The organism is Paenibacillus ginsengihumi DSM 21568, from assembly GCF_000380965.1.
In the GTDB taxonomy this organism is placed as follows: Bacteria; Bacillota; Bacilli; order Paenibacillales; family NBRC-103111; genus Paenibacillus_G; species Paenibacillus_G ginsengihumi.
Genome location: NZ_KB905557.1, coordinates 1 through 23,706, shown reverse-complemented (window position 1 = coordinate 23,706; position 23,706 = coordinate 1). Strand labels below are relative to the sequence as shown.

Here is a 23,706-nt window from a genome sequence, read left to right as displayed (position 1 = left end):
CCTCCTCCCGGCTCGATCGGGTATCCCTGCGTCGGCCTGAATGCTGATGGATGACAAGGGGCGGGCAGCGGGTTTCATTCATGGTCGTCTGCTCGCTCTCCGGAGTCCTCCATGTCTTGCGGCATTTTTCTTGGATGCATTTTCAGTATTCCCCGGTTCTTCATGAACACCTTCACAGCGATCGACTGTATGGAATCGCGCTGCAGCCAGAAGCGGTTCCCGGCCTGGAGAGTTTTCCACAGCGGGTATTGCTCGCGATAGAGAACAAGCTCCAACGAATACAGGTCGGCTTTCGTCTTTAATCCTTCGATATACGTGCTGCGGATTTCCGTTTTAATTTGCTCCTGCACCTTTTCGATGAGCTCCTTCTCCGTGAATGAATCGCGGACGACCATCGAGAACCGAGGCTTGGCCGAACCATCAGAAACCTGAATATCACGATTTTGGGCGTTGCCATCGAAATGATGGCTTGTTTTCCCTCTTTTCCAATCGACAGCGGAGCCCGGCAAAATGGAGTCCGACAAGCGCGATCCGGTTCATCAGCGGCACGACACGTCCTATCGATTTCTGCTGTCCAGCAAGAAGCTCTATGCCCAAGCTGCTCCGCTCCTTTATCCATAAGGGGTGGGTAAAATGGATCGATGAAACGAACGTTGAAGAAATGGAAACAGGAGGCAGTCCGAAATTCTCTTAAAAGGGGAATTTTGGGCAGCTTTGCTGGCGGTCTTGTGTGAGTTCTTGACACGCTTGCGAATCGAGGTTATTATAGATACACAAAGTCTATCAATGCCTTATCCATCAAGTGATGCTTACGGGCGGGAAACGATGGAATGGGACTAAAGAATGCCCAAATGATCGAGCTGGCCAAACCAAGGGCATTTCCTTGCAATCGGCAGGGCTTTGTTTTATTGAATTACGGATATTGAATATCCGTGAAAACCATTTTAGCGTGGAGGGATTAGCTTATGCTTTACGATTGTGCCATTGTCGGCGGAGGGCCGGCGGGATTGAATGCGGCGCTGGTGCTGGGACGAGCAAGACGGAGCGTTGTTCTCTTCGACAACGGTCAGCCGCGCAACGGCGTAACGCACGCTTCCCACGGATTCATTACGCGGGACGGGATCAAGCCGGGCGAGTTTCGGCGCATCGCTTACGAGGAAGTGCTCAGCTACCCGTCGGTCGAGCACCGGCCGTCCGAGGTGAGCGAAATTCGCCGAGCGGAGCCCGGTTTTGTCATCCGCTCCATATCCGGCGAGCAGGTGCAAGCGCGCAGGCTGATCCTGGCTGCCGGAATGAAGGAGGCGCTGCCCGATATCGAGGGACTGCGCGACTTTTACGGGAAAAGCTTGTTCAACTGCCCTTTTTGCGACGGTTGGGAGCTGAGAGATCAGCCGCTGGTCATCGTTGCGGACAATCAACACGTATTTCATATGGCCAAGCTGCTTTATAATTGGAGTCAGGATATTGTAGTGTGCACGAACGGTCCCGCCCCTTTAGGCGCCGAACAGCGGCAACTGCTTGCGTCCAGGGGCATGCGGATTATCGAAACGCCGATTGCCAAGTTTTCCGGACAGAACGGCAAGCTGGAACGGGTACATTTTACGGATGGCACGCATATTGAGCGGAGCGGCGGATTGGTAGGCTGCGCGTTTGTTCCTAACGCGAGGTTCGCTGAAGCGCTCGGCTGCGAAACGGCAGAAAACGGCGGGATTGTGACCGATGAGATGGGCAGAACCGCTGCGGCCGGAGTGTATGCCGCCGGGGATACGGCTTATGTGATGCCTTCCCAATTGATTTATGCCGCGGCCTCCGGCAGCAAAGCGGCGATGGCTGTCATGGCGGACTACATTGAAGAGGAATGGAAAGTGCGTTGAAGACGTCCGGGGCGGATCATTTGTTGACTTATTTGGCATAATCACCCATGCCATCTCCAGGGATACGAGCATAAGGTATTACGAAATCATTGAAGGGGAGATGGCAGGGTGCAAAAGATTCCTGTGGCGGGATTTGTGTTTCACTCAAGCGATGGCGATAATGCCCATTCGCATCGTCTTTATTTGACTTCCTGGGACGGTCGGCCGATCTATCACGTCCATCCGTTCTCCGGCGTGACCTCCTACGACGCGGGACATACTCATCAATACGTAGGGACGACGGAGCCGGCGCCGAGCGGCGTTCCGCACGTCCACCGTTATCATACCGTAACCTCGTTCAACCATGGACATACGCACACGATCCATGGAGTTACGGGACCGGCGATTGATGTTCCGGGCGGCGGACATATTCACTATTTCGAAGGGTTCACTACCGTAAACGGAATGCCTCCGCATACTCATCGTTATAAAGGCGCGACAGGCAACGAGGTATGACTGCCAATTCAATGGAATTCAAACGGAATTTTCGCCGCTCCTTATCGGGGCGGTTTTTCCGTTGAGCGAGCTTTTCGGGAGGCCTCTATCACCGTTTCATGCCGTCGAACGAGTGACGAAAAGTGCGGTAACTCAAAGTGCGGTTCGGCTCGAATTTCAGGATAGTGCCGTACAAATGCACGGGGCGGTCGCCGTCGTTGCCCGGCCCCACATAGGCGAAATCGCCTCATGTGACAAACGCCCCATTTTTTGATTAAATGGGAGGTACAATCATTTTTCCAAATACGTTATTTACTCTCCGCTTGAGGTGGTTCATGATGGCAGCCAAAATTTTACTGGTCGACGACGATCCGGACATTCGCGAGCTGATGCGCCTTTATATCGCCGCCGAAGGGCTGGAGGTGATCGAAGCGGGCAACGGCAAGGAAGCGATCGAGCTATTGAACAAAGGGGCCGTCAATCTGGTCGTGCTCGATATTATGATGCCGTATATGGACGGCTGGGAGCTGTGCCGCGAAATTCGGCGGCGGTATCCGGATTTGCCACTGCTCATGGTCACGGCCAAAGGGGAGTCCGCCGACAAGGTGAAGGGCTTCCATCTCGGCACGGACGATTACGTGGTCAAGCCATTCGATCCGGTCGAGCTGACGATGCGGGTGAAGGCGCTGCTGAAGCGCTACCGCATCGCCTCGTCCCAAAAGATCCAAATTCATGATATCGTGATCGACCGTTCGACTTACGAGGTGTACATGCAGAAAGAGACGATCCTGCTTCCGCCGAAGGAGTTCGAGCTGCTGTTTACGCTGGCCAGCTACCCTTCGCAAATTTTTACGCGGGCGCAGCTGATCGAGCTGATCTGGGGGATCGATTACGAAGGGGATGAGCGCACTATCGACGTCCATATCAAACGGCTGAGGGAGCGCTTCGAGAGCGCTGCGGACCGTTTCGTCATTGCCACGATTCGCGGGCTCGGCTACCGGCTCGAGGTGAGCTCATGATCAAGACGCTGTATTTGCGCATGGTCATTACGTTTTCAGCTGCCGTCCTGCTCAGTATGGGTCTTAGTTTTCACCTCTTCTTTTTCTTCAATGGGGACCGGTTGCTGACGAAGACGCACAACGATTTGCTGCACATCGGGGAGGAACTGGCCGCGATGAGCCAGCATGTGGAGCCCGGGCTGCTTATCCCTTTGTTGGAAAGCATCTCACGGCTGAACGAATCGGTGTCCCTTGCTTTGGCGGACGACGAAGGCCGATTGCAAGCGATCAGGGCGGACGAAAGCGAAACGTTGTCCAAGCTGAACCGTTCGGTAGTAACTCGAGTGCTGCAGGGCGAAGCCTACGAGAACAAGTCGCTTCGCGACCCGGACGCCATGACCATCGGCCTGCCGCTAACCGTAGGCGGCCGGAGCTACGCGCTGTTCATTTCGCCGCACTTTTCGCCAGCCGCCAGGTCATATGCGGCATCCGCCATCTTGACCGTGCTGGCCCTCGTTTTGTGCATCGGCAGCTTCCTGATCGCGATCGTATCCCGTTATATCGTCCATCCGATCAAGAAGCTGACATCGGCTACCCAGGCGCTGGCCAGAGGCAACTTCGATGTGCAAATCAAGCTGAAACTCCATGACGAAATCGGCATTTTGCTGAAAAGCTTCAATTCGATGGCCGCCAAGCTGCAGAAGCTGGAGCAGATGAGACAAGACTTCGTATCTAATGTATCCCACGAAATTCAATCGCCGCTGACTTCCATTCGCGGTTATTCCAAGGCGCTGCGGCAAAGCGGGATGAAGGAGGAGGACCGGAAGCGATATTTGGAAATTATCGAACGGGAGAGCGAACGATTATCGCGCCTGGGCGACAACCTGTTAAAGCTCGTATCGCTGCAGTCGGAGCATCATCCGTTCCATCCGACGACCTTCGATTTGGCCGAGCAGCTGCGCCGCATCGTCGTGACGCTCGAGCCGCAGTGGAGCGCGAAGCAGCTGGAGCTGCAGCTCGATTTGCCGAAGGTGAAATTCAGGGCCGACGCCGATCAGATGAACCAGGTCTGGATGAATTTGCTCAGCAACGCCATCAAATTTACCCCCGCCGGTGGAAGAATCCTGGTCCGCCTCACCGCACTCACCGACAAAGTGAAGGTATTGATTCAGGACAGCGGAATCGGCATCTCCGCCGAGGATCAGGAGCGCATCTTCGAACGATTCTACAAAGCAGACGCTTCCCGTGACAAAAAAACGGACGGCAGCGGCCTCGGATTATCGATTGTGAGAACGATCGTCGAGCTTCACGGCGGTGCCGTCGAAGTGGCGAGCAAGCCCGGCCAAGGCTCCGCTTTTACCATTACGCTGCCGATCGTCTCCTACAACGAGTCCCAATCATAACCAGTTCCCGCGAAAATTCGGATTGTTCATCCGAATTTCTTTTTTTTGTTCATACTGAGTTCATATTCGCCCCGTACATTCAATTCGAGTACATTGTGAACCGAAGAAGGGACGGGACTGCAGGGATGACCCCAATCATTCGTTTTTCGATGAAAAACGTTTCGGCGTTGTTCATCATCATGATCCTCTTGTTCGGCAGCGGGTTGTATTCCGCAGGCCAGTTGAAGCAGGAAAGCATGCCGGAAGTTTCATTCCCCCTGGTCATCGTCCAGACGACGTATACGGGTGCGCCCCGGGACGTCATGGACAATGTGACCGAGCCATTGGAGGAAAAGCTCGCCAATCTTGAGGATATCGATATGATGTCCTCCACTTCGAGCAACAATTTCTCCAGCATCATCGTTCAATTCAAGGAAAATGTGGATGTAGACAAAAAAAAGCAGGACATCGAAGACCAGATCGCGCAGGTCAGCCTTCCCGCATCGGCAGGCACCCCGAGAGTAATGACTTTCGGAGTGTCGTCGATGGCAACCAACTATTTGGCGCTGTATGCCAAGGAAGGCATGAGCCAAACGGATCTGGACAACGAGTTCAATGATACGATCAAGCCGCAGCTGGAGGGGCTCAAAGGGCTCGACCATATGGAAGTGATCGGCGAGCGGACGACCTCCCTCGATATCGAACTGAACGCAGATGCCCTCACGGTCTACGGACTGTCGCTCTCGCAGGTGTCGGGCGCGATCAAGGCTGCGCTGGCCGAAAGTCCGATCGGCAGCGTCGAGATCGACGACAACGAGAAGAATGCCCGCGTGACGGGAAAGATGGACAGCATCTACGAGCTGGAGCAGCTGGAGATAACGACAGCTGGCGGCGATATCGTCAAGCTGTCCCAGGTGGCCAACATCAATGCGATCACCGAATCCAAGTTCGTCGGACGGATGGACGGCTCGCCGGCGATCGGCATTATTTTGTACAAAGCGCCCAATGCGAACGCGGTCGAATTTTCCGACGGTATTCATTCGCTGCTTCAGCAATGGGAGACGACGCTGCCGAACATCACGTTCAAGAGCATCTACGATAGCGCCGACGAGATTCGGGAATCGATCTCCGGTCTGCTGAACGAAGGCATTCTCGGGGCGATTCTGGCCTCGATCATGATCCTGGTGTTCCTGCGCAATGTCCGGATGACCTTGATCGTGCTCGTATCGTTGCCTTTATCGATCCTCATCACTTTGTTGTGCATGCGGCTGTTCGGGCTGACGCTAAACACGATGACGCTGGGCGGTATCTTTATCGCCATCGGCCGGGTCGTCGACGACTCGATCGTCGTTATCGAAAATATATATTCCTCTCTGGAAAAAGCCCAGGAACGCAAGGAGTCCGTCATCGTGCTGGCTACGAAGCAAGTGTCGATGGCGATCACTTCGTCGACGCTGGCGACGGTCGGCGTATTCGCGCCGATCGGCATGATTTCCGGCATCGTCGGAGGCTTCTTCAAGCCGTTCGCCATAACGATCGCCTGCGCGCTGCTGTCTTCGCTGCTCGTGGCGCTGACCGTCATTCCGATGCTGGCCAAGCTGCTTGTGCTGCGCAGCACCATCAAGGGGCATGCGGAAGACAAGCCGAGACGGTATGTGGCGTTTTACGAGCGGGTGCTGCAGTGGTGTCTGAATCACCGCGTCAAGACGCTGCTATTGACGGCGGTCATCTTTGTCGGCTCGATCGTCGGCTCTGTTCCGTTCCTGAAAGTATCCTTTTTGCCCAGCAGCGAAGAATCTCATACGATGTCGTTCCAGCTCAAGCTGCCTTACGAGACATCGTTCGAGACGACCAATGCCATTACGAAACAATTTGAACAGATTTTGCTGGACAAAAAGGACAGCCTGGGACAGCCTGTGTTCCGCTTCGTGGAAGCTTTCGTCGGGTATGCAGGCGACGACGAGGAACGGATGCCTTACGCCTCGCAAATTGTGGTGGAGGTAAACGAAAGCTTGAAGCCGGATGTCATTCGCGAGCAGGTGAAGCAGTTTATGCTCGCCGAACTGCCCGCCGGGTCCACGGTCGAACCGAGAAGCATCGGAGGCGGATTCAGCATGGGCACGACGGACTTCTCCTATACGTTGAAAGGCGAAGACCAGGAGCAGCTGGAGAAAGCGGCGGCGATGGTCAAGGACAAGCTGCTGACCTTCCCCGAGCTGAGCGAAGTAGAGGACAGCTTAAGCGACGCCAAGACCGAAGTGGAGATTGCGGTGGACCCGGGCAGCGCGCGGGCTTACGGCTTTAACGTATCCTCCGTGATGGATACGGCGCGCCAGTGGATTCAGGAGCAGGAGCTCGGCGATCTCAAAATCGACCACGTGACTTATACGACCAAGATAATGATGGAAAAATCGTTCAAAAACTCGCTGGAGAAGCTGGGCAATATTCCTTTGCAGACACCGGACGGATCGACCGTGCTGCTAAAGGAGGTCGCCAAAATATACGAAAAGCCGTCGGCTTCCTCGCTCGCCAGAGAGGATCAGCAGCAGCTCGTCAAGGTGACAGCCAAAATCAATTCCGACGATAAAAACCGCATCAGCATGATGGTATCGATGGCGCTCGGCGAGCTTGAACTGCCGGAAGGCGTCTTCCCGGAAGTGCAGGGCGTATCCGCCGACATCGACGAAAGCTTCTCGCAATTGTATGTCGCGATGGTCGTTGCAGTCGCCGTCGTCTATCTGATCATGGTGCTCGGCTTCGGGAACGCTTCGGCGCCGTTCGCCGTCCTGTTCTCGCTTCCGCTTGCCGTCATCGGCGGTCTGATCGGCCTGGTCGTTACCGGCGTCACGCTGGACGTTACCTCCATGATCGGCTTCATGATGCTCATCGGGATTGTCGTCACCAATGCGATCGTGCTCATCGACCGCGCCCAGCAGCTGATGGAGGAAGGCTACGTCGTGCGCCAGGCGCTGCTTGAGGCGGGGAAGGTGCGGCTGCGGCCCATTCTGATGACGGCGGGAGCCACGATCATGGCGATGTTTCCTCTGGCGCTCGGGCTGTCCCACTCGGGAGGCTTGATCGGCAAAGGGCTCGCCGTCGTCGTCATCGGCGGTCTGACCACCTCGACGATTCTCACTCTGGTGATTGTCCCGATCATTTACGAAATGCTGGACCAAATGAAAAAAAGGTTTGCCCGCCTGTTTAGCAAGGGCAAAGAGCGGAATCCGCAGCAGACTGCGCTGGAAGGTTAACGATGAGGGAGGCCGAGAAGGATGAACATATGGAGCTATACGAAGGGGAAATGCAATCGATTGTGGCGCACGGCGGGGATCGGCGCGCTAGGCGCCGTGATCGTCTTCGCCGCCGGCTGCGGGGCAGGCGGCTCCGGACAAGCATCCGCCGATTTCAAACCGCGTCCGGTGCGCACGGAACCGGTCGCCAGGCATACGATCAGCAGTCCGGTCGAGCAAATTGCCGAAGTATCGGCAGGAACCGTATTCGACATCATTCCGAAGGCGAACGGCCAGGTCGTGCAAGTACTCAAGAAGAACGGCGATGCTGTCGAGGAAGGCGAGACGCTGTTTGTGATCGACAGCGAGGATGCCGAATCGGCCAGACGCAAGAGCGAGCTTGCCTTGAAGAACGCCGAGCAGTCGCTTGCCCAGGCGCGAATCGACGCCGTCAACAACCGCAAAAATCTGGTTGACAACGTGACTAAAGCGGAGATGGCGTACAAGACGGCCGAGCAGGATTACAACAAAATCCGCAACGAATTCGATGACGGTCTGGCGACATCCCACCAGGTGGAGCAGCTGAAGGATGCTCTCGACAACGCGCGAATGGGGCTGGAAGCGGCGCAAGCGCAGCTGGCGAAGTTCGACCAGACAGATCCGGTCGCCAGCTTCGAGACACAGCTGGAGACGGCGAGGCTGAATCTGGAGGACGCGGTTCGTTCGCTGGAGAATTACAGCGTCAAGGCGCCGGGACGGGGCATTTTGACCGATTTCAGGCTCGTGGCCGGGCAATCCGTATCGACCGGGGCCAAAGTCGGGCAAATTCAGCAGGTCGATCCGATCAAGATTGCGACAGAGCTGACCGAAACCAATTACGCGCTCGTCAAAGGCAAGACCGAGCTCGTATACTACAATCCGGATACCCCGGATAACAAGCTGACCGCACCGATCACTTACTTGGCGCCGATTATGAGCGCCGCCTCCAAAACCTATACGCTGGAGATGGAAATTCCGAATGCCGAGCAGACGATTCAGCCGGGCAAACGGTACATGGTTCAGCTGACGACGGAAACCGAGGAGCAGGTCATCGCCGTGCCGGCCTTGAGCGTCGTGCGGGATGAAGGCGGAACGTTTGTCTTCGTCAAGCAGGAGGATCAATATGAGAAGCGCAAGGTGAAGCTGGGAAGGATCAGCGGCGAGTACCAGGAGGTGCTGGAAGGCTTGCAGGAAGGCGAGGAGCTAGTCGTCTCCGGTCAAAACACCTTGAAGGACGGGCAACAAGCAGAGGCGGCAGCGACGACGAGGTAACGGCGATCAGCTTGTGCTGATGGCGCTGCTGAGACGATTCGCTCCTGGGAACATCTGCGGCCCGATGACGATTTACCGATTGTGACCATCGAATGTTCAAGAAAGACGCCGATGACAAGCGATTCCTATCGTCATCGGTCGTCACCTGCGGTATTGAAATTTTGTCGGCGTATACCGCCAAATTTTCAAGATAGGAGAGGGTTAGAAGTGAAGCGGCAACGGAGAACTATTGGCATATCGGCATTGGCTTTCACGCTCTTGATTCCAGCTGCGGTTCCGCAGGGGGTATTCGCCCAATCGGCAGCCGTTGCAGCCGCCCCCGCGAATTACGAGCTGGCGAGCGAGATGCGCGCAGCTATCAAAAATGTGGCAGTGCTGCCGACGGAGAAGGGCTCCCGGCTGTCGGCGACCGTCCGTCTGTACAACGGCGGATCTTCCAAACAGCGCGTGCCCGAGCACGAGCTGCGCGTGCGTACTAGCAGCGGGTCGGAGTATGCGCTGAAGCCGAGCGCAGGCAACAAGCCGGCGCTGGAGCCCAAAGAAATCGGCGAACTGGTGTACATGGCCGAGATCGACAGCAAGGAAATCGGGACAGTTACGGAGCTATCTTTTGTCTATGTCGATATCTACACTTATCCGAAGACAGAGAAACGGCTGCTGACGATGCCGGCAACGAACGTGTGGTACGGCACGTCAGCTGCCGCCCCGCAGAAGCCGGAAACGCTGGCCTGGGGTCAGAGCTTCAAAATCCCTGGCGTCAATTCCGAGCTCACGTACCAGCCGATCGACTGGTCTGTGCAGCATACGGCCGAAGGCCGGGCCGCCGTCGTCAAGCTGTTGGTCGACAATCCCGGAGTCGGCAGGGAGACGGTTCCCGCCTTCCGGATGGACGGTCAATCCGTCTGAAGATTTTCGCAGGCGAGCGCGCCGACGCTGGCGCCACCACTCTGGAAGCAGGCGAGAAGAAATACATTCATTTTGCCATTCCGCTGGATAACCAGGCGTCGCTGTCCAATCTGCTCGTCGTCGTGACCGACAGCTTCCTGCCCGGCGCCGAGGCGCAGGCGGCGATCCCGCTCGACACCGGCAAGCTGGCGATTTCGCTGCCGCAGTCGGGGCAGCTGCCGGCGACCGAGGCGTATACGATCGGCCGGCCGATGGTGATCGACAGCTTGACGACAGCGATCGACAGCCAGACGGAAGTGGCGCTGATGGAGCTGACGATGCATGACAATCCGGGAGAAGGCTTTAAATCGGCCGTCGCCAAATTCAAGTTAACGAACAAGAGCAGCGAGCCGGTGACGACGCCGACATTCCAGGCGGCGCTCGTAAACAGCGAAGGAGTCACCTACCAAGGGGCGCGGCAATCCTCCGTCGTTCAGACGATGAATCCAGGCCTTGGCTATGTTGTCAGCTATTCGTTCATCATGCCTCAGACAGAGGAGGGGGCCGCCATTCAACTGAAGCTGCTTGAACCGCTTAAGCCTTCTGACGCCGAATCGGCGCAACCGGGGGCGCAGCAGACCGGAAGCCAGCCGGCAGCGTCGTACACGACGGCGATCGCCTCGGTGTATACGCCCTTTCAGGAAGCGGACAAAGGGACGAAGAAATATTCCCTATATCCGTTCGAATTGACCATTCGCGATGTCGCCGCCGTCGCCACGTATATGAACAATTTGTATACGTATAAGGTGACGCTCGATATGGACATCGAACAAAAAGAAAATGTCGTCGTCGACGAGAATTTCTCCAAGCTGCGACTGGAGATCGTGGACAACGGCGGCCGGGTCGTCGGTTACAAGGATGCTGCCTTCACGGGAGAAAACAAGCTGATCAGCGGCAAGCAGACCGTCGATGCCAGCAATATTACGACAGACCAGTTCAATTATCCGTATACGATCAATATTTACGAAACGATTGAAACGCAGAACGGCACGGCCAAGCGGCTGCTGATGTCAACGACGAAGTAAAGGCGCTGCAACCTGCAGCATTTGCTGATCATCGTCAGCGAATGCTCAGCTCGCAGGCGACGACTAATGACGAAGAAATCGCTGGTCATAGGTGTCAATGATTTGAATGATTCATGTGGAGGTGGCGCCGGATGCGTATGCACAAGAAAAGAAACAAGCCGTCCTTGGCCGATAAAACGCAATGGTTTGCCGACGTTCATACCATGCTCCTCTTCTTCGTCGATCAATATGATATCCGGAATGCAGCAGCCAGCCGTCATCAGGAACCGGTACAGCGGGAGGAGCCGTTCGATCGGGATTCCATTTCCATGCTGGGCAGCGGACCTAAAGAGGCTTTGTCCGACTGGGATGAACGGGAGCTTCATTAGTCTGAACGAACGATTCACTTGTCACATTCGTCAAATTTCGACATATTTCAATATAAACAAAAAAACGGCAATCCGGAATTATATCCCGGATTGCCGTTTGCCTTTTGACATGAGTAAGTTCATTCTACTTCCGAACGGCGAACGAGACGGACGTACCTTGGCCAGGCGCGCTTTGGATGCGCAGTCCTTCCCCGTAAAGCCGCTTTAAGCGATAATAAGTATTTTGCAGGCCGATGCCTTTTCTTGGGCCGCTGCCGGCTGGCGCGATATGCGGCAATTGCGCGATCGTCTGCTCGTTCATCCCGATGCCGTCATCCTGGACAGTTATTTCGGCATAGGCTCCCTGGTCGGCGACGGCAATCCGGATCGTCCCGCCCTGTGCGCGCAGTCCGTGACGCACTGCATTTTCAACGAGCGGCTGAATGGTGAGCGGGGGAATCAGCAGCTCAAGACGATCGTCCACCTGCCATTCGATGCGGATGCGCTCTCCGAACCTCGCCTGTTCAATCATCAAATAAGCGCGGACGAGCTCCAGCTCCTGCTGCAACGGGACAAGCTGCTCCGCATTTCTGAAATCGAAGCTTGCCCTTAAGTAATCGCCGAACGTTTGAAGCAAGTGGCGCGTGCGGTCGATATCGATCTCGCTTAAGGCGATGACGGCGTTGAGCGTATTGAACAGAAAATGCGGTTCGATTTGCGCCTGCAGCCATGCCGCTTCGGTCCGGGCCTGAATGCGTGCCGCACGGGCGACGTCCGTTAACGCGCGCACCCGGAACCGCAGCTCGATCCGTTCCACCGGCTTCGTAACATAATCGTTCGCCCCGGCGCGGAACCCGGCTTCAATATCCTCTGGGCGGCTGCGCGCCGTAAGCAGAAGAATCGGCAGCTCGGTCAGCGAAAAGCGCTCCCTGACCCGCCGGGTTAATTCGTATCCGGACATTCGCGGCATCATGACGTCGGCGATGAGCAAATCCCATGGGCCATCGTTCAGCAAAGCAAGCGCTTCCGCGCCGCTGGCCGCCGTGACGAGCTCGCAGCCTTCAGGCTGCAGGAGGCATCTGAGCATGCGCAGATTGACCGGGTCGTCGTCCACGGCCAGTACGCGAGGCCGGTCTCCGCGGGCCGGTCCGGACTCGGTCAAGCCGGCATCGCTCTCGGCATCGGCTGCTCGGGAAGCGGCGGCAACAGCGATCGCTGTGCGATCCAGCGCCTCATAGGCGAAGACGCTCTCGGCGGGGAGCTCCTCTGGCTCGGCACTCGCGGCCAGCGGCAGCGAGAAAGCGAATGACGAGCCTTGCCCCGGCGCCGATTTGACCGTCAGCGCTCCTCCGTGCAGCTCGACCAGCTGCCTCGCAATCGCCAGGCCTAAGCCCAGTCCCGCCGGTTTGCCGCTCTCTGTGAAGCTTCCCTGCTCATAGGGCAGGAAGATGCGATCGATCATCTGTTCGTCGATTCCGATGCCCGTGTCCGCTACTTCCACACGCACCTTTCCGTTCTCTTCGAAGGCGCTGACGCGAACGACGCCTTTGTCTGTGAATTTGATGGCATTGTGAAGCAGATTGAACAATATTTGAATTAACCGATGCTTGTCTGCATATACCAGGGGCAAGCTGTCCGGCACGCCGTTTTCCAGCCGGATCGGCTTGCCTTCGGTCATATAGCGGACCATATCCACAGCACCGGACACTACAGCAGACAGATGCAGATGGACCGGTTGAAGCCGCACGCGGTTATCCTCGAACCGTTTCAAATCCGCCAAGTCGTCCAGCAGCACGGACATGCGCTTGCCGACAGAGATGAGCAGCTCGAGCCGCTCCCTGTTCCTTGCCTCGTCGAGGCGTCCGCCGCTCTCCACGACCGCTGCGGCCATATTCAGCATGCTGTGCAATGGGTTGCGCAGCTCGTGGGACGTAGTGACCAGATAATCGTCCTTCTGCTTGTCGGCCGCCTGCAATTGCTCGGCAAGCTGGGCTGTTTTCTGGAACGTGCGAAAATAACCTTTGAACCAGTACATTGCGAACAATGCGAATGTGACCAGCATATCGAACGGATAGTAGTCGCTTGTGACCAAACCGGTCATTTTGGCGGCGCCCCACAGCAAGTTGTTGCCGATGGCCGTCATTCCGAGCAATATATAAATCATATCGCGCTCGTTCGACCGGGTTGCGCGATAAGCATAGTAAGGCACCACTACAAAAGGCGCGAAAGTAAGCGCCGTATGCAGCATATCCGCGCCGCTTACAACAGCGGGCGGCAATGCCAGCACCAACAGCGCGTAGATCGCGCAGAGGACCGAGATCCATCGCGTGCAGGTAGCCAGCCGTCCGAAATTCGGCATCAGCTGCCTGGCGAACAGCATGAGAAAGGCGGAGCTGCCCAGGAATGAAAGATTGAACAATTTCCACGCCCATAAGTAATCGACGCCGAACCAGTCCTGCAAGATGCGGTCGTCGTCGGTCGCGATCGACAGCAGCGCGCTGACCATCAGCAAGGTGAAGGGAAGCAGCGCCTTGTGCCGGGTTCCCATCACATATAAAGCGACCGAGTAGGCGGCGTGCATGATCAAGAGCAGCACCATCGCCGCCTGAAAGCTGCTCGATATCGCATACGACTTGCGGACGGCTTCCTCCGTTCCGAACTTGATGTGCTGCATAACGCCGCTCAAGGCGCGGTTGTCGAAATTGGCCACGTGCAGGACGATATCGACAACCGCGCCGCCGCTCGCGAACGTCCCGGTAAACGGCACATTGCCGGCCGCGTAATCTTCCGCGCGTTCCGCCGGCACGCCGGACCCGCCAATCCGCTCTCCGTTGACGTACAACGCCGATGAAGAAGGAAGCGAAGGGACGCGAATGCTGTAGGCGTTTGCATCTGACGGATTCAGCAGCAGCTTGAGCCGATACGAGGCATAACCGAGTGCTGTACTGCCTGCTGCCTGCAAATCGTCTTGCCAACCGGACGGCAGCGTAACGAGCTTGCCACCTGTGCTGCTGTCCGATTCCGCCCCGGGATCGATCAGCTTGAAGGGGTAAAACAGCCACTCGCCGTCGAGCAGCAGCAACGGGGACTGCTGCGCATCCCATCCGCGCAAATCCAGAACGCCGTCGGACGCTTGCATCCGACTTGTCGGGACCTGCTGTTGCATCCATACGAGCCGTATGGCGTTTAATACAAGCACGAGTATCATCAGATACGCGGCAATTCTTCTTCGACTCATGCGCAGTACCTGCCGATTTCAAGGTAGTAAAAAATCGAGTCATCGATGCGATCCGGCCCGGACACCGCTCAAGGCGTATGTCATTGGTCAAGTAGCCGAACGAACCAAGAGCGAAGGGGAGCCTTCGTCTTAGGCCTTAATTAACGGTTCCTGATTGAGAACAATCGACCTTCGAACGGGTTGTAGCGCAAGATCTTCTCTTTTTGCTTGATTATTTTATCACAATTGGCTCCATTTCACATTCGGCCCTAAAGCTCAAAACGTTCTCCGGAATCAGGTCACCCAAAAATAAGGGGATAAAGTACCTATTGACTTTTCTTGCTTGATGGGTCTATGTCACTAGAAAATATGAAGAGAACTTACGGGATAGGATAAACTGCTCAACAGATCGTCCAGCTTGGAGACGGAATGGGGGAAAGGAGGCTCAAGGAGCTGAAAAATGCGGCGCAAGAAGAGAATCAGCCATCGGATTAACGGTGTTGGAATCAAGCCTGCCATACAGGCGAAGACAAATATCGGCAAAAAAATTATAAAGACCGATCGGATTTCCTGGAAAAGAATCGGCTGTCCAACGAATAGGCCTTTGTTCATGTTAGAGAAAGTCGAGCTTGCAGCAAATGTTGTATTTTGTAAAGCAAAAACGGTGGGATTAACCCTATTTGCGGCTCAATGTTGCAAAGCGTGCAACATTTTGGGCGGTGTTCCTCGGTTTGAAGCTCATTGCATTCCAATTATTGGAAAAAAGGGGGGATCGGCGAGCTGTCCGCCAACAACAACTTTCGGAGCGGCTCCATTCCCGCATCATCACGCTGGAGCTGGACATCGAGAAGGAAAAACAGCCCGAACATACCCGCAAGCAGTTTATCGCCGGCGTCTCGCGCGAGCTGAAAACGCCGCAGAGCGTATTTCATTTGAACAAAAAGCGATAGCGATCCGCAGGCCGGGCGCCCAATTTTTCACTCTTTTCAAAAAGGATATTTACCTCTCGCCCGATATTTGATATCATAAACGCATCAATATCAAATGCGATGAAGAGACGAGTAAATAAACGGAACCTTGCACAGAGAGCTCCGGCAGCTGGGAAGGAGCGAAGGGGCCTTTATTGAACAAAGACTCTGAGCAGCGCATCGGAACTTCTTGCCGCAAGAAGGGATGGTGCGACAGGAGCTCCTGTTACAGAGCTAGAGTATAAGCATTGCGCCGCCTGTCGTAATGCCGTACTTGAAGAGGCTGATATGGCGACATATTGGCGAATTTAGGGTGGTACCACGAGAGCTTGCGCAATCTCGTCCCTGAGACTGGTAGTAGTCTTGGAGGCGGGATTTTTTATTTGCCCATTGCAGGCAACCCCACATGCGAAAGGATGAAAATCGCTATGACACAAAAATTGAAAGTTGGCATCGTTGGCGGAACAGGGATGGTAGGGCAGCGGTTCGTCCAGCTGCTGAACGGGCATCCGTGGTTCGAGGTGACATCGATCGCGGCAAGCAGCGGTTCCGCCGGCAAAACATACGAGGAAGCTGTCCGCAACCGCTGGAAGCTGGCCGACCCGATCCCGGATTCGGTCCGCAATATTGTCGTGCAGGATGCATCGAAGGTCGAGCAGGTCGCCGCGGATGTTGATTTTATTTTTTGCGCCGTCGACATGAAGAAGAACGAGATTCAAGCGCTGGAGGAAGCGTACGCCAAGACGGGCACCCCTGTCGTCTCCAACAACTCCGCCCACCGCTGGACGCCGGATGTGCCGATGGTCATCCCGGAAATCAACCCGGGGCATCTGGAAGTGATCGCGGCCCAGCGGAAGCGGCTCGGCACCACCACCGGCTTTATCGCCGTGAAGCCGAACTGCTCGATTCAGAGCTATGTGCCGATGCTGAACGCCCTGCTCGAGTTCAAACCGACGAAGGTCGTAGCATCGACGTATCAGGCCATCTCCGGGGCGGGCAAAAACTTCAGCGACTGGCCGGAAATGCTCGATAACGTCATTCCGTATATTGGCGGCGAGGAAGAGAAGAGCGAGCAGGAGCCGCTCCGTATCTGGGGCAGCGTCGCTGGCGGCGAGATTGTCAAAGCGAACGCTCCGCTCATTACGACGCAGTGCATTCGCGTGCCCGTGACCGACGGGCATTTGGCGACCGTCTTCGTATCGTTCGAGAACAAGCCGTCGAAGGAAGAGATTCTCGAGCGCTGGCGTACATTCCGCGGCCGGCCTCAGGAGCTTGGGCTGCCGAGCGCGCCGAAGCAGTTCATCACTTATTTCGAAGAAGAGAACCGGCCGCAGACGAAGCTGGACCGCGACTTGGAGCGCGGCATGGGCGTATCGGCGGGAAGATTGCGCGAGGACTCCCTGTACGACTACAAATTCGTCGGGCTCTCGCATAATACGCTGCGCGGAGCGGCCGGCGGCGCCGTGCTGATCGCCGAGCTGCTTAAAGCCGAAGGTTATATTCAGGCGAAATAATATAGATTTTCATCAAGCTTAAAGTGCAGAACTGCGGTTCTGCACTTCGTCTGCATCTTATCTTGATCTCTCTCGATTATTCTTCCTTTTGTCGCATTCATTTTATTCATCGAAGAGAGGGAACCGAGCAATGATCAACCGAATGAACAAATTCGCCGGGCTGCTGATGGGGGCGGCCGTCCTATCGCTTGCTGCATGCGGGAACGAGAACAGTCCGCCGCCGGGGACGGCTCCGGTCTCAACATCGCAGGCAAGCTCATCCGCTGCGGAAGCTTCCCGGGCTTCCCAGTTCGCCGCCTTGTTTCAGGACAGCGTATTTCTCGGCGATTCGATTACGGAAGGGCTGTCGTATCACGACGTGCTGGAGGAAGCGAATGTGCTGGCCGGCGCGGGCAAGACAGCCGAGTTCGCGATGGAGGATATCGAGGAGCTGGCGAAGCGCAAGCCGAAGCATGTCTTCATTCATCTGGGGTCGGACGATATTCTTTGGCCGACGGACAATCCGCAGGAATACTCGCTCAAGCATTACGCCGCCTTGATCGGCGCGATCAAGGACAAGCTTCCGCAGGCCAACGTCACGCTGCTGTCGGTTACCCCAGTGACCGCCGAAGTGGAGGAGAAGGAGCCGCGCTATGGGAATATCGAGGCATACAATCAAGGGCTGCGGGAGCTGGCGGACAAAGAAAGCGTCGGATTCGTCGACATCTCCGGGATCGTGACCGGAAGTCCCGAGCTGTACGATGCGGACGGCATCCATTTCAAGGCAGAGTTTTATCCGCGGATGCTGGAGCTGCTTGCGGACAGGGTGAAATGACAGGCGGCTCGGTTAAGACGGCGCGGGAGGTGACGGGCATTGGTCTTCAGCAGTCTGCTCTTCCTGTTCCAGTTTTTGCCGGTGGCGCTGCTCGTTTATTACCTTTCGCCTAACAGGCTTCGGAATGCCGTATTGGTTGTCGCCAGTCTTGTTTTTTACGCCTGGGGAGAACCTTTATATGTTTTCCTCATGATCTTTTCGACCTTATTTGATTATGCGAACGGGCTGCTTATTGATAAATACCGTCATCGCAAGCCGGTTGCCAGAACGGTTCTAATCTTCTCGCTCCTCGGCAATGCGGCGGTTCTCGGCTTTTTCAAATATGCCGGGTTTCTCATCGATAACATCAATCGCCTGTTCCACGTGCACATTCAGGCGGCCGAGCTGCCGCTGCCGATCGGGATCTCTTTCTATACGTTCCAGACGATGTCTTATATCGTGGACGTCTACCGGGGCAGCGTGCCTGTGCAAAAAAACATCGTTGCCTTCGGCACCTATGTGACGATGTTTCCGCAGCTCGTGGCGGGGCCGATCGTCAAATACGGCGACATCGCAGCGCAGTTGGCTTCCCGCCGAATGACGCTGGAGAAGTTCGGCGAAGGGGCGGAATGGTTCATTCGCGGGCTGGCCAAAAAAGCGCTGCTCGCTAATCCCATCGGATCGCTATGGATGAGCGTAAAATCGACGCCGGCGGAAGAGCTGACCATAGGCTATGCATGGCTCGGCATTATTGCGTTCACCTTCCAGATTTATTTCGATTTCAGCGGGTATTCGGATATGGCGCGCGGGCTCGGCAAAATGTTCGGGTTCGAATTGCCGGTCAATTTCAATTACCCTTATATATCCCGAAGCGTAACGGAATTTTGGCGGCGATGGCATATCACACTCGGATCGTGGTTTCGGGAGTACGTCTACATTCCGCTCGGCGGCAACCGGCGGGGCTTGCGGATTCAGCTCCGCAATCTGCTGGCGGTTTGGCTGCTCACCGGCCTGTGGCACGGGGCGAGCTGGAACTTTATCGTCTGGGGCCTGTACTTCGGCTTCTTCGTGACGGTGGAGAAGCTGGCGCTGCTGAAGTGGCTGCAGCGCGTTCCCGCCCTAGTCTCGCATATCTACACGATGCTGACCGTCATCGTCGGCTGGGTCTTGTTCGAAATGGACCTGGGCACCGCCGGGCCGTTTATCGGCGTCATGCTCGGCTTCGGCGCCCGCGGTTGGGCGGATGACCGGACGCTTTATGCGCTGTCGACGAACCTGGTCCCATTGGCCGTGCTGGCGCTGTGCGCGACGCCGCTTCCCCGAAAAGCATTAATGCATTTGGCGCAAAAAGGGAAGCGGGGAGGCGCGATCGCCGTGTCGGCCGCATACGGCATTTTGCTGGCGCTGTCGACGGCCTATTTGGTCACGGCAACCTACAATCCTTTCTTGTACTTTCGATTTTAAAGGGAGGCGGTCGCTCCGATGACGACAAACAACTTCTATCGAAACGCCGTTGCGCTCATCCTGATGCTGTTTGTCGGCACGATCGCCGTCCTGCATCCGGCGCTGCCCGACCGCGGCTTCTCCGAATCGGAAAATCGGGTGCTCGAGCCGCTGCCGCCATTTTCGCTGTCGTCGCTCTTGTCCGGAAAGTTCGCTTCGCGTTATGAGAAATATGTGGCCGACCAATTCGCTTTCCGTGACGTGTGGATCGGATTGAAAACCGATGCGGACCGGGCGATGGGCAGAAAGGACAGCAACGGGGTTTACTTGGGCGAGGACGGCTATCTGATCGCAGGGTTCGCCCCGCCGGCGGAAGGGGATGCGGAGGAGAAGGCCGCGGCCATTCATTCGTTCGACCGGGCCACGCCGGGCGTCCGCAAATATATGATGCTCGCGCCGACGGCCGCCGCTGTGTACCGGGACAAGCTGCCGGCCTATGCACCGGCTGGCGACGAGCTGGCGTATATGGAGCGAATTCGCAAGCTGCTTTCTGCGAATATTCGCTTTGTAGACGTGTACCCCGCGCTGTACGCTGAACGGGAGCGGCCTGTCTATTATAAAACCGACCATCATTGGACGACGCAAGGCGCCTATACGGCTTACCGGGAACTATGCAAGCAGATGGGGGTGATCCCGAAGGACGAGGAAGATTTCCGGATTCGCCAAGTGACGAATGCGTTCTACGGCTCGCTCTATTCGAAGAGCGGCTTCAGGCATATGCAGCCTGACGGCATCTCCTTGTATTTGCCGAAGAAGGAGACGGGCTATACCGTCGAGTATGCGGACGAAGGGCAAACGACGCATTCCTTATACGCCATGGAGAAGTTGGAGGGGAAGGACAAGTACCAGGTGTTTCTTGGCGGCAACCATCCTTTGATCCGAATAACGGCGTCCCGTCCGACCGGGGGCAAGCTGCTGGTCGTCAAAGACTCGTACGCCAACAGCCTGATTCCGTTCCTCGCCGGGCATTTCAGCGAAATCTACGTCGTCGATTTGCGATATTTCGACGGATCGTTGACGAAGCTCGTGGAGCAGCACGATATTCGGGACGTGCTCATGGTTTACAATATTCATACATTCTTTGAAGATTCGTCCATCAAATACTTGAAGGAGGAATGAAGCGCATGACGATCCGGCGCGGGAGAGGCAAAGGCCGAGGGATGGGCGCGCTGCTGGCGTTGATTGCGGCGATGGCCGTAATAGCTGTCTTGACGGCCGGCTGCTCCGGCGAAGAACCTGGGAGCGGGGGCAAGGCGACGGCGGCCGAGGTGTGGGAACGTATCCGGCCGGCGGCTGACCTGGAGGAGATGAAGCAGGGGGACGGCGATAAGCTGCTGAAGCTGTATTCGATCACAGCCGACGAAGTCGAGGATTTTGTGCTCTACACGGCTTCGTCCAATGTGAAGGCGGACGAGCTGGCCTTGATCCGGCTGAAGGATGCGAAACAATCAGGGGGCGTCAAGGAGCGAATCATGCAGCACATCGAAGCGCAGACGGCCAAATTCAAGGATTACCGTCCGGCCGAATACGCTTTGGTTGAAAAGCATGTTTTGACAGCGAAGGGACCATACGTTTTCTTTGCCGTCTCGAAGCAGGCCGACGAGCTGGAACAGGCGTTCAACGAGGCGCTGAAATAGACGCCTATGACGAACAAATCCTTCGTCCTCGGTCGTCGCCTCCGGTACTGAAAATTCGCCGACGGCATCGCCGAATTATCAGGACAGAAGAATGGAGCCCTTCGCGGGCTCCCCAAATGCTCGATCGCAATTACCTTGACAGCACAATATGCAGCGTCGTTCCTTCGTTTTCCTTGCTGGCTATGGTCAATTTGCCGTCGTGGTTTTGAATGATTTTTTGGCATACCATCAGGCCCAGGCCGGTTCCTTTTTCTTTCGTCGTAAAAAAGGGCTGGCCGATTTTGCTTAACATTTTGTCCGGGATGCCGCAGCCTTCGTCGCGAATCTGAATTGAGATGAAATCCTCCAGCAGCTGCGCCGTGACCGTAATTTGGCCGCCTTTCGGCATCGCCTCGATCGCATTTTTGATCAGATTGATGAACACCTGCTTCATTTGATGCTCGACGCAGCGGACCGTATATTTTTCTACCTCCAGCTCGAGGACGATCTCGCAGTTATTCATCAGCGCCTGCGATTCGAGCAGACCGACCACTTCTCTCACGATGGCAATAATGTTTTTGTCCTCGAATTCGACCGCACGCGGCCGCGACAGGAACAGCAGCTCGTTGACGATCAGGTTGATCCGGTCCAAATCCGCTTGCATGATCCGGATATATTCCTGATTCAAGCTGCCGGTCAGCATTAATTGCGTGAAGCCTTTAAGCGCCGTCAGCGGATTCCGTATCTCATGCGCGATACCCGCAGCCAATTGGCCGACAGCCGAATGCATCTCCGATTCCAGCAGCAAATTTTCCGTTTTCTTGCGTTCCGTGACATCCTCCGCCACCTTCAAGAAATAGATGCTTTGATTTTTCTCGTCGGTAATCGGCAGTATCGATACGTTTTCCCAATAAAACTCGCCGTTCTTCCTCGTATTTTTCCATTCCCCGGCCCACGTCTCTCCGGACCGCACCTTGTCCCAGATGTCGGCGAATTTCTCATTAAAATCGGCAGGATACAGCTCGGTCAGATGCTTGCCGACGCATTCGTCGAACGAAAATCCCGTTTGCTTCATGAACTGGGGATTGACATATTGGATGTCGCCTGTCACATTGAAAATCGCGATGCTGATCGGGCTTTGCTCGATGGCGTACGACAGCAGCTGAAGATGCTCGTTAAGATTTTTCAGGTCGGTAATGTCGTTGAAGGTGATGACGACGCCGTCCAATGTGTTCTTTTTCGAAAAATAAGGGAGCACCTTCATGGAATACCACTGGCCGTCCACCGTCTCGATCTTTTTCTCGATCGTGTGCGCGTGTTCTAGCACGCTTTGCGCATCGGCGATGAGGGAATCGTACTTGAACTTATGGGAAAAATGGTTTAGCGGCCGGCCGATATCGACCTCGATCAGATGGACCTCCTTCGTGATCGAAGGCGTGAAGCGGCGAATGCACAAAGGTCATAATAGAACACCTCGACCTGAGCCCTCCGCACCTTGTGAATGGCGGCTCGAACGGCGACGGTCAGCTCCTCGGGAACCAGCTTCAAAATATTGTTGGTCGGCTCGCCCTGCGGCATCCGGATAATCCGGTTGACCGGGCCGTTGGAATAGACCATGCGGTTATGATCGTCGATAATGATCGTCGCCGGGATATACTCCTTCAAGATCGTCGCTTCGATCTCCATGACATCGGACCCCGCACCGGAAAATTCGCTTAGAGCGCTGTACTTTCGGGAAGCGTTCAGCTTGTTGATCATATGGTCTTCGAAGCGGATCATATTGGAAGCGACGAACTTGTTGCTCTCCTTGTATTTGTAAATATTGGATTTGCGAACGAACGGCTCGAACAATTGGCTGGACTTTCCGACGGTTTCGCTGGATCCGAGGAACAGATAGCCATTCTCGTTCAAGGCGAAATGAAACAGCGACAGCACTTTCCTTTGCGAAACGGTCTGGAAATAGATGAGCAAATTCCGGCACACGATCAAATCCAGGTTAATGAAAGGGGGATTTTGCAAAATATTGTGATGCGCAAAGACGATCATTTTCCGTATGGAGTCCTGAATTTGATACCCTTCTCTTTTGCGAACAAAGTACTTGTCGACCACTTCCTTGGGGACGGTTTTTAATATATTGTGCGAATACAATCCCTGACTGGCGTATTCGATCGCCCGTTCGTCCAAGTCGGTGGCGAATATTTTGATATGATCCTGAATTTCGAAAGCATCGCTTCTTGAAAATATGAAAAGGGCTCCGAATCTTTGGTAGAATGGTGTTTGCAAGGAACACTACACCCAAAGAGAGGAGCACCTTTTAGGTGAAGTCTACCACAACGATCAGCAAAATCAAAACTGAATTTTCACTACAAAACGCAACGAGTTGCGGTGGCATCAAAATCTTCCTGGCCTTTCTCGAAAAAATCAAACTGCCGGAGGCGATGTGCAGCCTCTCCGGCGGCAAAGCGCGTAACTCACTCTTCCCCGTTTACCGTATTCTGCTCTATCTCAT

Annotated in this window: 19 protein-coding genes, 1 pseudogene and 1 other annotated feature; of the genes and pseudogenes, 16 read left to right on the top strand and 4 right to left on the bottom strand. The window is 55.5% G+C overall.

Annotated elements, in window-relative coordinates; translation table 11 throughout:
- Positions 1–74: 74 nt before the first annotated feature.
- Complete coding sequence (locus tag F591_RS0107540; protein WP_156829487.1) at positions 75–350, bottom strand: hypothetical protein; 276 nt, start codon at positions 348–350, stop codon at positions 75–77.
- 615 nt (positions 351–965) lie between these two features.
- Here F591_RS0107540 and F591_RS0107530 point away from each other — a divergent pair.
- The 9 genes from F591_RS0107530 (at position 966) to F591_RS0107485 (ending at position 11,607) form a co-directional block, all read left to right on the top strand.
- Positions 966–1,874 carry an NAD(P)/FAD-dependent oxidoreductase gene (locus tag F591_RS0107530; RefSeq protein WP_019533981.1) on the top strand — a complete coding sequence of 303 codons (909 nt, stop codon included), beginning with the start codon at positions 966–968 and terminating at the stop codon, positions 1,872–1,874.
- Between the two features lie 108 nt (positions 1,875–1,982).
- Entirely contained in the window at positions 1,983–2,369 is a 387-nt protein-coding gene (locus tag F591_RS0107525; protein WP_019533980.1) for a YmaF family protein, read from the top strand.
- Positions 2,370–2,683: 314 nt separating this feature from the next.
- Entirely contained in the window at positions 2,684–3,367 is a 684-nt protein-coding gene (locus tag F591_RS0107515; RefSeq protein WP_083935373.1) for a response regulator transcription factor, read from the top strand.
- Positions 3,364–4,749: a sensor histidine kinase gene (locus F591_RS0107510; RefSeq protein WP_019533977.1), complete on the top strand. Its 1,386-nt coding sequence runs from the start codon at positions 3,364–3,366 to the stop codon at positions 4,747–4,749. Before F591_RS0107515 ends, F591_RS0107510 begins: the two co-directional genes overlap by 4 nt.
- A 125-nt stretch (positions 4,750–4,874) precedes the next feature.
- The gene (locus F591_RS0107505; protein WP_019533976.1) at positions 4,875–7,979 is read left to right on the top strand and encodes an efflux RND transporter permease subunit; all 3,105 of its coding nucleotides are present in this window, start codon (positions 4,875–4,877) and stop codon (positions 7,977–7,979) included.
- A 21-nt stretch (positions 7,980–8,000) separates the two neighbouring features.
- Positions 8,001–9,269 (top strand): efflux RND transporter periplasmic adaptor subunit, encoded by a 1,269-nt coding sequence (locus F591_RS0107500; RefSeq protein WP_019533975.1) that lies wholly within the window; start codon positions 8,001–8,003, stop codon positions 9,267–9,269.
- Between the two features lie 207 nt (positions 9,270–9,476).
- Positions 9,477–10,175, top strand: a complete 699-nt coding sequence (locus F591_RS0107495; protein WP_026326438.1) for a hypothetical protein — start codon at positions 9,477–9,479, stop codon at positions 10,173–10,175.
- Between the two features lie 122 nt (positions 10,176–10,297).
- The gene (locus tag F591_RS0107490; protein WP_026326437.1) at positions 10,298–11,239 is read left to right on the top strand and encodes a hypothetical protein; all 942 of its coding nucleotides are present in this window, start codon (positions 10,298–10,300) and stop codon (positions 11,237–11,239) included.
- Positions 11,240–11,376: 137 nt separating this feature from the next.
- Positions 11,377–11,607: a hypothetical protein gene (locus F591_RS0107485; protein ID WP_156829486.1), complete on the top strand. Its 231-nt coding sequence runs from the start codon at positions 11,377–11,379 to the stop codon at positions 11,605–11,607.
- A 124-nt stretch (positions 11,608–11,731) separates the two neighbouring features.
- Here F591_RS0107485 and F591_RS0107480 read toward each other — a convergent pair whose 3' ends face one another.
- Positions 11,732–14,824, bottom strand: a complete 3,093-nt coding sequence (locus tag F591_RS0107480) for a hybrid sensor histidine kinase/response regulator (protein ID WP_026326436.1) — start codon at positions 14,822–14,824, stop codon at positions 11,732–11,734.
- Between the two features lie 439 nt (positions 14,825–15,263).
- Between F591_RS0107480 and F591_RS31295 the strand changes: the two genes are divergently transcribed.
- The 6 genes from F591_RS31295 (at position 15,264) to F591_RS0107450 (ending at position 21,218) form a co-directional block, all read left to right on the top strand.
- Complete coding sequence (locus tag F591_RS31295) at positions 15,264–15,824, top strand: hypothetical protein (RefSeq protein ID WP_156829485.1); 561 nt, start codon at positions 15,264–15,266, stop codon at positions 15,822–15,824.
- Between the two features lie 19 nt (positions 15,825–15,843).
- Positions 15,844–16,121, top strand: a binding site (T-box leader).
- Positions 16,122–16,199: 78 nt separating this feature from the next.
- Positions 16,200–17,285 carry an aspartate-semialdehyde dehydrogenase gene (gene asd / locus F591_RS0107470; protein WP_019533971.1) on the top strand — a complete coding sequence of 362 codons (1,086 nt, stop codon included), beginning with the start codon at positions 16,200–16,202 and terminating at the stop codon, positions 17,283–17,285.
- Between the two features lie 130 nt (positions 17,286–17,415).
- Entirely contained in the window at positions 17,416–18,099 is a 684-nt protein-coding gene (locus F591_RS0107465) for a GDSL-type esterase/lipase family protein (protein ID WP_019533970.1), read from the top strand.
- 39 nt (positions 18,100–18,138) lie between these two features.
- Positions 18,139–19,542: an MBOAT family O-acyltransferase gene (locus F591_RS0107460; RefSeq protein WP_019533969.1), complete on the top strand. Its 1,404-nt coding sequence runs from the start codon at positions 18,139–18,141 to the stop codon at positions 19,540–19,542.
- Between the two features lie 18 nt (positions 19,543–19,560).
- On the top strand, positions 19,561–20,700 hold the full coding sequence (locus tag F591_RS0107455) for a DHHW family protein (RefSeq protein ID WP_019533968.1): 1,140 nt from the start codon (positions 19,561–19,563) through the stop codon (positions 20,698–20,700).
- 5 nt (positions 20,701–20,705) lie between these two features.
- A complete protein-coding gene (locus F591_RS0107450; RefSeq protein ID WP_245580995.1) occupies positions 20,706–21,218 on the top strand; it encodes a DUF4358 domain-containing protein in 513 nt (170 codons plus the stop codon).
- Between the two features lie 130 nt (positions 21,219–21,348).
- On the opposite strand, the gene F591_RS27585 is transcribed toward F591_RS0107450, so the two are convergent.
- The gene (locus tag F591_RS27585) at positions 21,349–22,653 is read right to left on the bottom strand and encodes a PAS domain S-box protein (protein WP_019533966.1); all 1,305 of its coding nucleotides are present in this window, start codon (positions 22,651–22,653) and stop codon (positions 21,349–21,351) included.
- Positions 22,605–23,480, bottom strand: coding sequence for a CheR family methyltransferase (locus F591_RS0107440; RefSeq protein ID WP_019533965.1), 876 nt, complete (start codon positions 23,478–23,480; stop codon positions 22,605–22,607). Before F591_RS0107440 ends, F591_RS27585 begins: the two co-directional genes overlap by 49 nt.
- 35 nt (positions 23,481–23,515) lie before the next feature.
- Here F591_RS0107440 and F591_RS27580 point away from each other — a divergent pair.
- A pseudogene (locus F591_RS27580) lies at positions 23,516–23,706 on the top strand (IS1380 family transposase); the annotation flags it as partial.

Bases quoted from the DNA above. Each gene is read 5' to 3' on its own strand.
- F591_RS0107480 (WP_026326436.1), bottom strand. From the start codon at position 14,824: ATGAGTCGAAGAAGAATTGCCGCGTATCTGATGATACTCGTGCTTGTA.
- F591_RS0107510 (WP_019533977.1), top strand. From the start codon at position 3,364: ATGATCAAGACGCTGTATTTGCGCATGGTCATTACGTTTTCAGCTGCC.
- F591_RS31295 (WP_156829485.1), top strand. From the start codon at position 15,264: ATGCGGCGCAAGAAGAGAATCAGCCATCGGATTAACGGTGTTGGAATC.
- F591_RS0107465 (WP_019533970.1), top strand. From the start codon at position 17,416: ATGATCAACCGAATGAACAAATTCGCCGGGCTGCTGATGGGGGCGGCC.
- F591_RS0107455 (WP_019533968.1), top strand. From the start codon at position 19,561: ATGACGACAAACAACTTCTATCGAAACGCCGTTGCGCTCATCCTGATG.
- F591_RS0107530 (WP_019533981.1), top strand. From the start codon at position 966: ATGCTTTACGATTGTGCCATTGTCGGCGGAGGGCCGGCGGGATTGAAT.
- F591_RS0107500 (WP_019533975.1), top strand. From the start codon at position 8,001: ATGAACATATGGAGCTATACGAAGGGGAAATGCAATCGATTGTGGCGC.
- F591_RS0107505 (WP_019533976.1), top strand. From the start codon at position 4,875: ATGACCCCAATCATTCGTTTTTCGATGAAAAACGTTTCGGCGTTGTTC.
- asd (WP_019533971.1), top strand. From the start codon at position 16,200: ATGACACAAAAATTGAAAGTTGGCATCGTTGGCGGAACAGGGATGGTA.
- F591_RS0107450 (WP_245580995.1), top strand. From the start codon at position 20,706: ATGACGATCCGGCGCGGGAGAGGCAAAGGCCGAGGGATGGGCGCGCTG.
- F591_RS0107485 (WP_156829486.1), top strand. From the start codon at position 11,377: ATGCACAAGAAAAGAAACAAGCCGTCCTTGGCCGATAAAACGCAATGG.
- F591_RS0107515 (WP_083935373.1), top strand. From the start codon at position 2,684: ATGATGGCAGCCAAAATTTTACTGGTCGACGACGATCCGGACATTCGC.